Genomic DNA, 11,915 nt, shown 5'->3' on the forward strand with positions numbered 1-11,915 from the left:
ATTGCTGGAGTTCAATGCTAAACTCCTGCATCATTGCGCCTGAACTGAATGACCTCATCAACAACGACAGAGATTGAGTATGAAAACGGGACCTTTAACCGAAAGCGAGCTGGAATGGCTGGACGAGACCATTGCGAAGTATGCCTCTGATGCGTCAATTATCGACGTTTCCGAACTGGACGGTATGCTGACCGCCATCCTCTCCTCACCGCTGGAGATTGAACCCGCCGAGTGGATGTTTGCCGTATGGGGCGGGGCAGACCATGTGCCGCACTGGGCGACCGATCGCGAGCGCGACCGTTTTGTGAATCTCACGCTGCAGCATATGAGTGACATTGCCGATCGCCTGAACGACTACCCGGACCAGTTTGAGCCGCTGTTTGGGACTCGCGAAGAAGAAGGTCAGGAGCTGACCATCGTGGAGGAGTGGTGCTATGGTTACCTGCGCGGCGCGCGTCTGACCGACTGGTCCGGTTTACCGGCAGACCAGCAAGCGGCATTTGATAGCATCGCGCTGCACGGTGATGAAGAGAAAAGCGCGGCGCTGGAGTCGTTCACGGTTGAGCAGTATTTTGACAGTATCGACAAAATTCGCCCGGCGGCGTTGAGTCTGTTCGATTACTGGATGGACAATCCGAAAGAAGCGCCGGTTAAGCAGCCGATTAAAAACGAACAGAAGGTGGGACGTAACGACCCGTGTCCGTGCGGCAGCGGAAAGAAATATAAGCAGTGTTGTTTAGCAAAATAAAAAAGGGGCCGATTGGCCCCTTTTTTATATCAAGACACTTACCCCACCGACGGTAACAGCCCGGTCGCGATTCCTGCCTGAATGCCAATCACCGCAATCCCGCAGGCAAACACCAGCCACAGCATCGGTTTTCCTCCGGCGACGCGATAGCCGCCCTGAGGGTGGTGTTTGCGGCTTTGCAGCGTCAGCAATGACGGGATAATCAACGCCAGCACTGCCAGAGCCACGCCCGCGTAACCCAGCGCCATCACAAAACCGCGCGGGTAGAACAGCGCGAAGGCCAGCGGTGGCAGGAAGGTGATACCGCCGGTTTGTAGACGGCCGCGGACGCTATTTTTGCGCTGGAACAGGTCCGCCAGATAGTCAAACAGCCCCAGTGCGACGCCGAGGAAGGAGGTCGCCAGCGCCAGGTCAGCAAACAGGTGGACGGCTAGCTCAACGTGCGGCGAGGCGACAACTTCGCGAATCGCCATTAACAGGCCGTTCAGGCCCGCGTGCTGAGACATGAGTGCGCTAAAGACCGGCGAGTCGATGCTGCCGAGGGTTGCCAACTGCCAGAACAGATAGGCGACCAGCGGGATGGCGCTACCGATGATAAAAATGCCGCGCAGTTTGCGTACGTCGCCGTTCATATAGCTAACGATACTCGGTACGCTGCCGTGGAAGCCAAACGAGGTAAAGATAACCGGAATGGCCGACAGCGCCAGCCCCTGGGCCATCGGTAGCGTCATCAGATTAATTTTGTGAATGTGCGGCAGCAGCAGCGCCAGCATGACGATCAGAAAAATGATTTTGGCGCTAAACAGAAAGCGGTTAAATAGATCGACCAGCGAGGTGCCCACGCAGATGATCATGCCGCCGATGGCGGTAAACAGCAGTACGCCCATCGCGGGTGGCATATCCATGCTAAACCACTGGTTGAGACTTGAAGCCAGCAGTTCACCCGCACCGCTGATATAGGCCGCCGTGAGCGCGTACATCAGGAACATCATGCTAAAGCCGGTGATCCACTGCCCGTGGCGTCCCAGGTAGCGTAGCGCCAAAGAACCTAATCCGGTGTCGGCCGGTACGTGCTGATACACTTCCAGCAGCAGCAGGGCGGTGTAGCACATTAATGCCCACAGACCTACCAGCAGCACCAACGTGATGCCAAAACCGACCCCCGCTGAGGCAAGCGGCATTGCCAACATTCCTGCGCCGATGGTGGTGCCGGCGACGATTAAAATACTCCCCAGAGTACGGTTCTTCACGCTTTCCTCTACTTCACAACGTATTCACAACGAAAGATGTCGCGCAGAGTATGTGAATATGCGTCATTCGTCAAATCTGAATTACAGATGGTGTAATTAAAAGTTTACGTTTTTTATAGGACGCCAGAAAGCTGCGCTAGCGCAAAACATGCAGTACAAATGCAGTTTATGGTGACCTTTTTTAAGGGGAGAAATAATGGACTCTATTCACGGTCACGAAGTACTGAATATGATGATTGCATCAGGCCAGCAGTACAGCTTCGAAAGTCTGGAAGCGGCCATTCGTGCACGCTTTGGCGAGCATGCGCGTTTTCATACTTGTTCTGCGGAAAATATGAGCGCGGGCGAGCTGGTGGCTTTTTTGTATAAGAAAGGGAAATTTATACCGCTGGAATCGGGTTTTACGACCGAAGAAAGTAAGATATGCCGACATTAATCAGCAGCGGCGTATTAACGCCGCTGCATGAACATTAATTCTGAGTATCGAGCGTTGCCAGCTCTTTATCAATGAAGTACAGACCTTCACCGCTTTTACCTGCCAGCGTCAGCTTATCGATAACGGATTTAAACAATTTCTCTTCTTCATGCTGTTCCGCAACATACCACTGCAGGAAATTAAAGGTCGGATAATCCTGGTTGGACATAGCGGCGTGCGCCAGTTCATTAATTTTGCTGGTAATCAGCTGCTCGTGCTCATAGGTCACACGGAACAGTTCGTCCAGTGATGCATACTCGGCAAACGGCGAAGAGACGCTATTGATGCGTGGCAGACTGCCGGTGTCGGTCAGGTAATCAAACAGGCGCTGCATGTGCGTCATCTCTTCCTGCGCGTGGCGGCGTAAAAAGGCGGCGGCGCCTTCAAAACTGTTGAAGCTACACCAGGCGCTCATCTGTTGATACAGCAGCGAAGAATAAAGTTCGAGATTCATCTGTTCGTTTAATTTCTCGATCATTGGCGCTTTTAGCATGGTGTCGCTCCCGAAAAAATAGGTTAATTGTTAATTACAGCAGAACTATAAGTTGTTATTAATTTATTTGCAAAAGGTAAATATAAAATGATCGATATAATAATGCGAATGGGAATAAAACTCATTGGCATAAATATAACGATAAATATCAAGGGGAATAATAATGCCGGAATTCACCGGCGGTGGGGCTAATAATAGGCGCTGGAGGCAGGAATATTTGCGATACCCCGGCACTGGTACTGAAGGGTAATATATTCGTTGAGGCACAGCGAGCCGCTAATGGTGGAGCAGGTGGGAATCGGCTGACCATAGGAAAAAGCGGTGGCGTAGCCCATCTGCTGGCAGGCTTTATTGGCCTCGGATTGGGCCAGGTAACTGTCGGTGCGGGCATTCTGCAGTACCGCCTGTCCGTAGGTCAGGCGAACGATACCGCTGGTTGCATCAACTTCGCTGACACTCGCCGTGCGGGGAACCGTGCACGCGGAAAGGGCCAGCAGGGCGGGGATAAGAATGAGGCTTTTCATCATGTCGCTCTGCGCAATCTGTCGTAGTCTCATTATAACTGACGTGACCTGCGGCCAATCCCTTGAATAGTCGCCAGATTCAGGTGTTAATCCGTTTGTGACTCGTAAATAGCCTGAAACTGCAGGTGCAACTGGCAAAACAGTTTGACCAGCGTTGGGTCAAAATGGCTGCCTGAACTGCTGACGATGATTTCGTATGCGCGCTCATGCGAGAAGCTGGGCTTGTAGATGCGCTTTTGCCGCAGCGCATCGTAAACGTCGGCAATGGCCAGAATACGCGCCTCCAGCGGGATGGCTTCACCGGCTAACCCATCCGGATAGCCGCTGCCGTCCCATTTTTCATGGTGGTAGCGGATCAGATTTTCCGCCACAGAGCCGAGCACCAGCCCCTGCACGATGCGCCAGCCCTTCACTGAATGCTGCTGAATCTGCTTAAATTCGTCCTCGGTGAGTTTGCCTTGCTTATGCAGAATCGTCTCGGGCACCGCAATTTTGCCGATGTCATGCAGCGAGGCAAAATTCTCAATATCGCGGATTTGACGCTGAGGCAGCTTCATCGCGCGGGCTAACAGGCTGCAATAGGCAGAGACGCGGCGGATATGACAGCCGGTCTCATCGTCGTGGACGTGATTAATTTTTTCCATCGCTTCGACGATGCTGCGGTTAATCGCGCGGTTCTTGTTCATATGCCGCCACATCATCAGCATCATACTCAGAATAAAGACCAGCGCGGCCAGCAGTCCGGCGCTAATCATTTGTAATGAATTTTTACTTAACGACGTGGAGGCTGGGACGTTGGTCGGCGGCGTGATTTGGTGACGATAGCTGGAGATCAGATGAACCTGCGCCAGCAGTGCATGCAGCGGGTGATCGATGTTCACCCAGGTACCAATCTGAAAACTTGAGTGGGTCAGTCCTGCGACTTTCAGTGCGCCACGGAACAGATCGCTGCCGCGTAGCGCCTGCTCGAGCGAGCTTAAATCACCGAGAATAAAGTCGATCTGGTTGTTATCAATGGTATCCAGCAGCTCGTCGAGGGTGGCACGTGCGACCAGCGTAACGTCAGTACCAAACCGCTGGCGCAGATAGTAGGCGGCAAAGGAGCCGCGAATCACGCCAATCCGCTGATGGCGCACCTGCTCTTCATCAAGAATAAAGGGCTGACCGACCTTATTGTAATAAGCGTTGTACCAGTTCAACAACGGTCCAACCAGCCCCTCCAACTGTGCGCCGTCGCGGACGTCAATAATATCGGCAAGTCGTAACGGCCAGTCTTCATTTTTCATACGTACCAGATAATTATCAACGAATTGAACGTCGACGTTGATATTGAGCAGATCGCGGAGATCGTTGACGATGCTAATCGCGCTGCCGTGGTATCCCTGATTGTCCTTCCAGATGATGGGGGAGAAGTTCTCATTTTTCGGTAGCCAGAGGGTAAGGCGATTTTCCTGGAGCCAGTGTCGCTCTTCGGGGGTGATGACGAGGTTACGGCGGAGAAATTCAATCTGGCTTTGCTCTTCTAATGCCTGAAGCTTGCCGTTTTGCTGCCATTCGTTAATCAATTGATTGATGTTACTGCGTAGAGATATCAGTTCCGGACTAATCCCGAACGAGGTGGTGATACGCAGTGAATCGAACGGACGAGAGATGGTGTAGTAATACTGCGGACTGCCGATCTCTCTGTCCTCGTTGATATAGAAATCGGCGCCGCCGCTGCGCAGAATCTGTAAGGCCTCTTTACTGCTGTCAACTTCGATGACTTGCTGAAATGTCAGGGTGGGATAAGCTTGTTTAACGAGCGTCTGGGTGGGATCGTGCCGTCGGAAAATGACTCGTGTATCGTTCAGGTCGCGTACCGTCTTTGCCTGTCGGGTGATGCTGGCGGTAACGACGCTGTTTTCGAGCAGGCGTAAGGAGAGGATGGTATTCTTCAGGTGTTCACGGGTCTGTAGCACGCTGGCGTATAACCCGTAGTCATGGTGTCTGAAACGTTGCTCGAAGGTCGTGCCGTCAATGGGCTGGAGGGTGAGATTATAGCCGTAGCGCGAATTGATGGCGTGCAGCAGCTCGGGATAGAAACCATGGAACTCTCCGTGGTCGTCGCGCCAGAATTCAAAACTATCGGCGTCGAGTATCCAGACAGGAATGGTGGAAGCCGCTTTTACTTTTTGTGGCGGTACGGCAAAAACGCGTGTCGTGCAAACGAGCAACAGGGTCAGTAGAACAAGGAGACCCAGCCCGTGTCGAAGAGATCGGCAGTCCTGTGTCACAAGTCAGTTCCTTTGCGAAGACTATTTCATCCATTTAATAGCGTACAATTCATCGGGTCTATTATTCCCCTTACGCCAGTTTAGTCGACCATGTGCCCTGGTAACAGTAAAAAAATAATGGTTTATGTAATGATTTATCTACCCGGCATAGGCCAAAAGTGTGACCGCCTCAGTAAAAAGTAAAACCATTTTTCATAAAATTTGAAAGTGCGTTTGTCTGGTAGTAAGGTTACTGCAACGTAATCGAACGACTGCGGGAAATCCCGCGTAGCTTTCAGGAGAGGAAAGAATGAAAATTGCACTGATGATGGAAAACAGCCAGGCCAGCAAGAACGCGACTATTCATCATGAGTTAAAAGCCGTTGCCGATGAAAAAGGCTTCCCGGTCTACAACGTGGGCATGAGCGATGAAAACGATCATCATCTGACCTACATTCACCTGGGTATCATGGCCAGCATCCTGCTGAACTCTAAAGCGGTAGATTTCGTCGTGACTGGCTGCGGTACCGGTCAGGGCGCGCTGATGTCCCTGAACATCCATCCGGGCGTGGTTTGCGGCTACTGCCTGGATCCGGCAGACGCCTTCCTGTTTGCCCAGATCAACAACGGTAACGCGCTGTCTCTGGCCTTCGCAAAAGGTTATGGCTGGGGCGCGGAGCTGAACGTTCGCTACATGTTTGAAAAAGCGTTCACCGGTCGTAACGGCGAAGGCTACCCGCCGGAGCGTAAAGAGCCTCAGGTCCGCAACGCGGGTATCCTGAACCAGGTGAAAGCCGCTGTAGTGAAAGAAAACTATCTGGATACTCTGCGCGCAATCGACCCGGCGCTGGTGAAAACGGCTGTCTCCGGTCAGCGTTTCCAGGAATGCTTCTTCGAAAACTGCCAGAACAAAGAAATCGAAACCTTTGTTCGCGAGATCCTGGCGTAAGCCTGACGCTCTCCTTTTTAATAAAAAAACCCACGCTCTGGCGTGGGTTTTTTTATACAGTGAACTCAGGCTTTGGCTTTCTTCGACACCGCGCTGCCCGCGTCTCGCGTCAGATGCAGGGTATCTATCATCCCCACCAGGCAAATCAACGCAATAAAGACAAAGGCCAGGCGGAAGCTGATACCCGGTACCGTACTGAGATCCAGCACGGCGCTGAGCTTCTCACCAATACGAATCCCAATCGCCCCGAGCGTGATGCCCAGGCCAATCGCCAGCTGGCTGGCGGTACTGAACAGCGTATTGGCATAGCTCATTTGCGGTGAGGGTACGTCGGCAAACGCCAGGGTGCTGACGCCGGTAAATTGAATCGAGCGGAACACGCCGCCGAGATACAGTACCAGCATAATCACCCATACCGGCGTCTGCGGTGTCAGGAAGGCGCAGGCGACCAGCGCCAGCACGTTCAGCGCACCGTTGATCAATAGCAGGCGGCGGAAGCCCAGCCAGCGAATGAGCGGTGTGGTTGCCGGCTTAATCGTCAGGTTGCCCACAAACACCGCCAGCACCAGCAGGCCGGAGTGGAACGGATCCATACCAAAACCGACCTGAAAGAGTAGGGGAAGCAGGAACGGTACGGCACTGATCGAGGCGCGGAACAATGAACCACCGTACATCGTGACGCGGAAGGTGGGGACCTTTAGAGCATCCATACGGATCATCGGCGCCGGGCTGCGGCGGAAATGGGACAGCGCATAATAAAAAGTGGCGCCGCCGAGCAGCAACAGCGTGATGATTAGCCCCCCCTGCATTTTCTCCGCCCCCAGAAGCTCCATCGCGTAGACAAGGCTCACCATTGACACTGAGGTAGCGAGGAAACCCGGTAGATCGAATGGCCGTCGCTCATCATCGCGGATGTTGGGAATAATCCGCAACGCCAGCAGGATGGCGATGATACCCAACGGGACATTAATAAAGAATATCCAGCGCCAGTCGGCCACTTTGGTAATAAATCCGCCCAGCGGAGGCCCGATAATAGGCGCAATCAGCGCGGGCCAGGTGAGCGTGGCAATGGCGGTAATGAGCAGGTGTTTCGGCGTGGTTCGAAGGACGGCTAGCCGCCCAACAGGGACCATCAACGCGCCGCCTACGCCCTGCAGGATACGCATGGCCACGAAACTGTGGGCGCTGGTGGCGAGGCCGCAAAACACGGAAGAGACGGTGAAAATGGCCAGCGCGAGGCTGAAAATGGTGCGCGCGCCAAAGCGGTCCGCTATCCAGCCGCTGGCCGGGATGAGTACTGCCAGCGTGATCAGGTAAGCGCTAATGCCAATATTGAGATCGACGGCTTCAACGCCAAAGGTTTTCGCCATATCTGGCAGGGCGGTGGCAATCACCGTCCCATCGAGGAACTCCATAAAGAATGCACCGGCCACAAGCAGCGCGGCAGGGGATACCCCACGGCTCGCCTGGGCCTGGAGAGGCTCATTCATCGTTGCGTTACCCTATCAAAATAATTCGTAAAATTTATAGGTTTTGTAGATTCTGCAAGTCACAGATTTTCATAACAATTTCCTTATAAATTTAACATGCATGATAATTGTTATGTGATTTAACTCTCAAAATGGTTGATTTTTGTGATGGTGGTCATATTATGTGCCTAAAGACAATAACACCTGCATAACAAAAACCGGAGCATCAACATGAAACAGCGCATGCGTAAAATCCTCAAAAGCATGTTCGAGAACTATTGCAAGACTTTCAAAGACGTACCGCCAGGCGCTATGTTCTGATAAAAAAAACCTGCTGCGGCAGGTTTTTTTATCTTCAGCAAAAGTAGGTTACTATTACGCTCCGCAAAATAGGAGCAAAAAATGTCTCAGAACCTCACCCCTAACGATGAACTGGTTTCCGACGTCGTCGCCTGCCAACTCGTTATCAAACAGATCCTCGACGTTATTGATGTTATCGCACCGGTTGAAGTCCGCGAAAAGATGGCGACTCAGCTGAAAGCGATTGACTTTACCACTCATCCGGCGGGGGCCGATCCGGTAACGTTGCGGGCGATTCAGAAAGCGATTGCGCTGATTGAGCTGAAGTTTACGCCACAGGATGCGACGCACTGATCCCGAATTGACGTCTTCAGGCCACAGTCCTGAGAGCGGAAAGAACAAGGGCGGCCATGGCCGCCCTTGTTGCGTAATTAATGCTGCTGTTGGTTAACGATGTTCAGCAGATGCTGGTCGGTTTGCTGGATGCAGAGGCCCGCTTTACGCGCGCTGCGCACTTCATCCAGAATGGTCTTCAGCAAGATACCATCCTGTTCCTGCTCTTCTTCCAGTGCGTTGAGGAAACTCAGGGTGTTATCGTCATGAAGCACTTTTGCCTGTTCAGTCAGCTCAGACAGCGTAGAGCTGCGCTGTGCGTGATCTTCAATGGTTTTCAGGAAAAGATCTTCGAGGGTGGCACACTTATCTTCTTGGGTTTCAAAAGCTTTCACAACCGGATAAGCGCCAGATTTCTTCATATAATCGAACACACGCATCATTTGCGTTACGCTGGATTGCGCCCGTGAACGTAAAAACGTCGCGGTACCATTCAGTCGATGTTCTGAGCACCACTCGCTCAAACGCAAATAATGATTAGATGCATAAAATTCGAGATTCATCTGAGCATTAAGCTTTTGAACCATTCCTGGAACTGCCATACAAATATCCTTATTACTGGTAGGAACGATACGCGTGATACCGCATAGTATCTAAATAGCCGCTAACCATGCGCTATTTACGCGTTGGAGTGTAACTACATATTACTCGTAGTCTTCAACCATGAACAAAAGATATAATTTCTCTTGTGTTCAGAAAAAAGAATACTCTTAGTTTGGATATAAGAAAACTCTCATGAGCCGCTTTTTACGTTTCGTTACAACCTATATTGCTATTACCCAGGTTCGCAAAATAATATTTTCGTAACCCTATGAAATATAGAGAATGTAACTTCCCGATATACTCTGCGTAAGGCTTTGTTAACATGCGTATTCTGTCTTACATTATGTGCATCGGGAAATGTGAGCTGAGTCTAATTTTTAGATTGGCAGTCATTGCTCAGATAGGCGCGTTACGCATTATTTGCTATCAATAGTACATCGCGAATAATAATTCCCATTTATATATCATGATATACATCGGTCCCCCAATATTGGAATGATCGCAAATTTGTTTTAGATCATTTTTGATAATGGCCGGTAAGAGGATTATGTTCGCGGTAATGAGGAGTACGCTAAATCCTTCCCTATTCGTCACCTGGAGGGATTCGATTATATGAATTTACAGGAGTTAAAATGAAACAGGTTGCTGTACTGCTGGCCCCGGGTTTTGAAGAAGGGGAAGCGATTGTCACTATCGATATCCTGCGCCGTTTGCATATTGGCGTTGAGCTGGTGTCGTGCGCTGAATCACGCGCGGTGGTGAGCTATCACGATATCCCGATGGTGGCTGACGCCACGCTGGCAGAACGTCTTGATACCCTGTACGACGCAGTCGTCCTGCCGGGGGGGCCACAAGGTAGCGTGAATCTGGCGGCGAATCAGGATGTCGTTAAGTTTGTGGCGGCCCACGATGCCGCGGGCAAATTTATTTGCCCAATCTGCTCAGCCGCTGCGCGCGTGCTGGCCGGCAACGATCTGCTGAAAGGCCGTCGCTATGTCTGCTCCGGGGATCTGTGGCAGGACGTGAAAAACGGTGAATACGTTGATGCGCCGGTCGTTGAAGACGGCAATCTGATTAGCGGCAAAGGATTTGGTCACGTCTTTGATTTTGCCTTTACCGTCGCGGCACGTCTGTTGGGCGATGAAGCGCCGGTACGTGACCACGCCGATCACATCTATTACCGCTGGTAATTAATTGGTCATCTCAGTGGAAGGGATATCTTCGCTGAGTATATAGATAAATAAGCTATTCTCTCTGCGCGAATTGTCTGACAATTCGCGTTTTTTATATGTACGTATCTGCTGAATCTATGCATCACTTCACTGTTATTCAGGGGTGTGATGGTGCTCTCTTCTGAATGGTTAATTCCTGGCTATTAATGTTTCAACATTGTTAATGCTGTTAATTATGCGGCTAATACTTTGTTTTATGTCCGATTTAAATCGTTTGTCTGATTTTTCCCTACATAAAAGAACATTTAGGCTGGAGTTAACCATGCACAAATTTACGAAAGCGCTGGTGGCCATCGGGCTGACGGCGGTTATGTCACAATCGGCTATGGCCGAGAATTTAAAGCTCGGTTTTTTAGTAAAACAACCCGAAGAACCCTGGTTCCAGACGGAATGGAAATTTGCGGATAAAGCCGGTAAAGACCTTGGTTTTGATGTCATTAAAATTGCCGTTCCGGACGGTGAGAAAACCCTCAATGCCATTGATAGCCTGGCGGCCAGTGGTGCCAAAGGTTTTGTTATTTGTACGCCAGATCCAAAATTAGGGCCCGCTATCGTCGCCAAAGCGCGTGGCTACGATATGAAGGTCATCACCGTTGATGATCAGTTTGTTAACGCCAAAGGGAAACCGATGGAGGATGTGCCGCTGGTGATGATGGCGGCGAGCGAAATAGGCGCACGGCAAGGGCAGGAACTGTATAAAGAGATGCAGAAGCGCGGCTGGGACGTGAAAACCACCGGGGTGATGGCGATTACCGCCAATGAACTGGACACCGCGCGCCGCCGGACTTCAGGTTCCATGGACGCGCTAAAAGCTGCCGGTTTCCCGGAAAAGCAGATTTATCAGGTGCCCACCAAATCTAACGATATCCCCGGTGCGTTCGATGCCGGTAACTCGCTGTTGGTACAACATCCGGAAGTGAAACAGTGGCTGGTTGTTGGCATGAACGATAACACCGTGCTCGGTGGCGTGCGTGCTACGGAAGGTCAGGGGTTCAAAGCGGACAACGTCATCGGTATTGGTATCAACGGTGTGGACGCGGTGAACGAACTGTCAAAAGCGCAGGCCACCGGCTTCTTTGGTTCGCTTCTGCCAAGCCCGGACATTCACGGTTACAAAACCAGCGAGCTGCTCTACAACTGGGTGCAGAAAGGCGCTGAACCACCGAAATTTACCGCGGTGACCGATGTCGTGCTGATTACCCGCGATAACTTCAAAGAAGAGCTGGCGAAAAAAGGCCTCTAAGTCCTGATGGTTCTCCTCCCGCAGCGCGGGAGGAGAGGGATCGT

13 protein-coding genes are annotated in these 11,915 nt (G+C 51.5%); 7 read left to right on the forward strand and 6 right to left on the reverse strand.

Going from position 1 to position 11,915, the window contains the following annotated elements:
- Window positions 1-79 precede the first annotated feature (79 nt).
- A complete protein-coding gene (locus tag ABTW00_RS09140; RefSeq protein ID WP_065357824.1) occupies window positions 80-748 on the forward strand; it encodes a YecA family protein in 669 nt (222 codons plus the stop codon).
- A 38-nt stretch (window positions 749-786) separates the two neighbouring features.
- On the opposite strand, the gene tyrP is transcribed toward ABTW00_RS09140, so the two are convergent.
- Complete coding sequence (gene tyrP, locus ABTW00_RS09145) at window positions 787-1,998, reverse strand: tyrosine transporter TyrP (protein WP_433640306.1); 1,212 nt, start codon at window positions 1,996-1,998, stop codon at window positions 787-789.
- Window positions 1,999-2,194: 196 nt separating this feature from the next.
- Here tyrP and ABTW00_RS09150 point away from each other — a divergent pair, with 196 nt between their 5' ends.
- Window positions 2,195-2,434 carry a YecH family metal-binding protein gene (locus ABTW00_RS09150; protein WP_433640308.1) on the forward strand — a complete coding sequence of 80 codons (240 nt, stop codon included), beginning with the start codon at window positions 2,195-2,197 and terminating at the stop codon, window positions 2,432-2,434.
- Window positions 2,435-2,468: 34 nt separating this feature from the next.
- Here the strand turns inward: ABTW00_RS09150 and ftnA are convergent, their stop codons facing one another.
- From ftnA to ABTW00_RS09165, 3 genes are all read right to left on the reverse strand, one after another.
- Window positions 2,469-2,966 (reverse strand): non-heme ferritin, encoded by a 498-nt coding sequence (gene ftnA, locus ABTW00_RS09155; RefSeq protein ID WP_064544607.1) that lies wholly within the window; start codon window positions 2,964-2,966, stop codon window positions 2,469-2,471.
- A 188-nt stretch (window positions 2,967-3,154) separates the two neighbouring features.
- The gene (yecR, locus tag ABTW00_RS09160; RefSeq protein ID WP_065357840.1) at window positions 3,155-3,490 is read right to left on the reverse strand and encodes a YecR family lipoprotein; all 336 of its coding nucleotides are present in this window, start codon (window positions 3,488-3,490) and stop codon (window positions 3,155-3,157) included.
- An 86-nt stretch (window positions 3,491-3,576) separates the two neighbouring features.
- Window positions 3,577-5,763: an HD domain-containing phosphohydrolase gene (locus ABTW00_RS09165; RefSeq protein WP_433640310.1), complete on the reverse strand. Its 2,187-nt coding sequence runs from the start codon at window positions 5,761-5,763 to the stop codon at window positions 3,577-3,579.
- A 289-nt stretch (window positions 5,764-6,052) separates the two neighbouring features.
- Here ABTW00_RS09165 and ABTW00_RS09170 point away from each other — a divergent pair, with 289 nt between their 5' ends.
- Window positions 6,053-6,691 (forward strand): RpiB/LacA/LacB family sugar-phosphate isomerase, encoded by a 639-nt coding sequence (locus ABTW00_RS09170; protein ID WP_433640312.1) that lies wholly within the window; start codon window positions 6,053-6,055, stop codon window positions 6,689-6,691.
- A gap of 65 nt (window positions 6,692-6,756) precedes the next feature.
- On the opposite strand, the gene ABTW00_RS09175 is transcribed toward ABTW00_RS09170, so the two are convergent.
- Window positions 6,757-8,181: an MFS transporter gene (locus ABTW00_RS09175; protein ID WP_433640314.1), complete on the reverse strand. Its 1,425-nt coding sequence runs from the start codon at window positions 8,179-8,181 to the stop codon at window positions 6,757-6,759.
- Window positions 8,182-8,391: 210 nt separating this feature from the next.
- On the opposite strand from ABTW00_RS09175, the gene azuC reads away from it, so the two are divergent.
- Both azuC and ABTW00_RS09185 read left to right on the forward strand, forming a co-directional pair.
- Window positions 8,392-8,481 (forward strand): stress response protein AzuC, encoded by a 90-nt coding sequence (gene azuC, locus ABTW00_RS09180; RefSeq protein WP_015963980.1) that lies wholly within the window; start codon window positions 8,392-8,394, stop codon window positions 8,479-8,481.
- Window positions 8,482-8,562: 81 nt separating this feature from the next.
- Window positions 8,563-8,814: a DUF2766 family protein gene (locus tag ABTW00_RS09185; RefSeq protein ID WP_064544613.1), complete on the forward strand. Its 252-nt coding sequence runs from the start codon at window positions 8,563-8,565 to the stop codon at window positions 8,812-8,814.
- A gap of 77 nt (window positions 8,815-8,891) precedes the next feature.
- Here the strand turns inward: ABTW00_RS09185 and ABTW00_RS09190 are convergent, their stop codons facing one another.
- Window positions 8,892-9,395 (reverse strand): non-heme ferritin-like protein, encoded by a 504-nt coding sequence (locus ABTW00_RS09190; protein WP_064544615.1) that lies wholly within the window; start codon window positions 9,393-9,395, stop codon window positions 8,892-8,894.
- A gap of 633 nt (window positions 9,396-10,028) precedes the next feature.
- Here ABTW00_RS09190 and ABTW00_RS09195 point away from each other — a divergent pair.
- A complete protein-coding gene (locus ABTW00_RS09195) occupies window positions 10,029-10,586 on the forward strand; it encodes a DJ-1/PfpI family protein (RefSeq protein ID WP_064544617.1) in 558 nt (185 codons plus the stop codon).
- A 304-nt stretch (window positions 10,587-10,890) separates the two neighbouring features.
- The gene (locus ABTW00_RS09200; RefSeq protein WP_433640319.1) at window positions 10,891-11,871 is read left to right on the forward strand and encodes an arabinose ABC transporter substrate-binding protein; all 981 of its coding nucleotides are present in this window, start codon (window positions 10,891-10,893) and stop codon (window positions 11,869-11,871) included.
- Window positions 11,872-11,915: the final 44 nt, after the last annotated feature.

Origin of the sequence: Kluyvera georgiana, from assembly GCF_050990895.1 — a bacterium.
Lineage (GTDB): Bacteria > Pseudomonadota > Gammaproteobacteria > Enterobacterales > Enterobacteriaceae > Kluyvera > Kluyvera georgiana.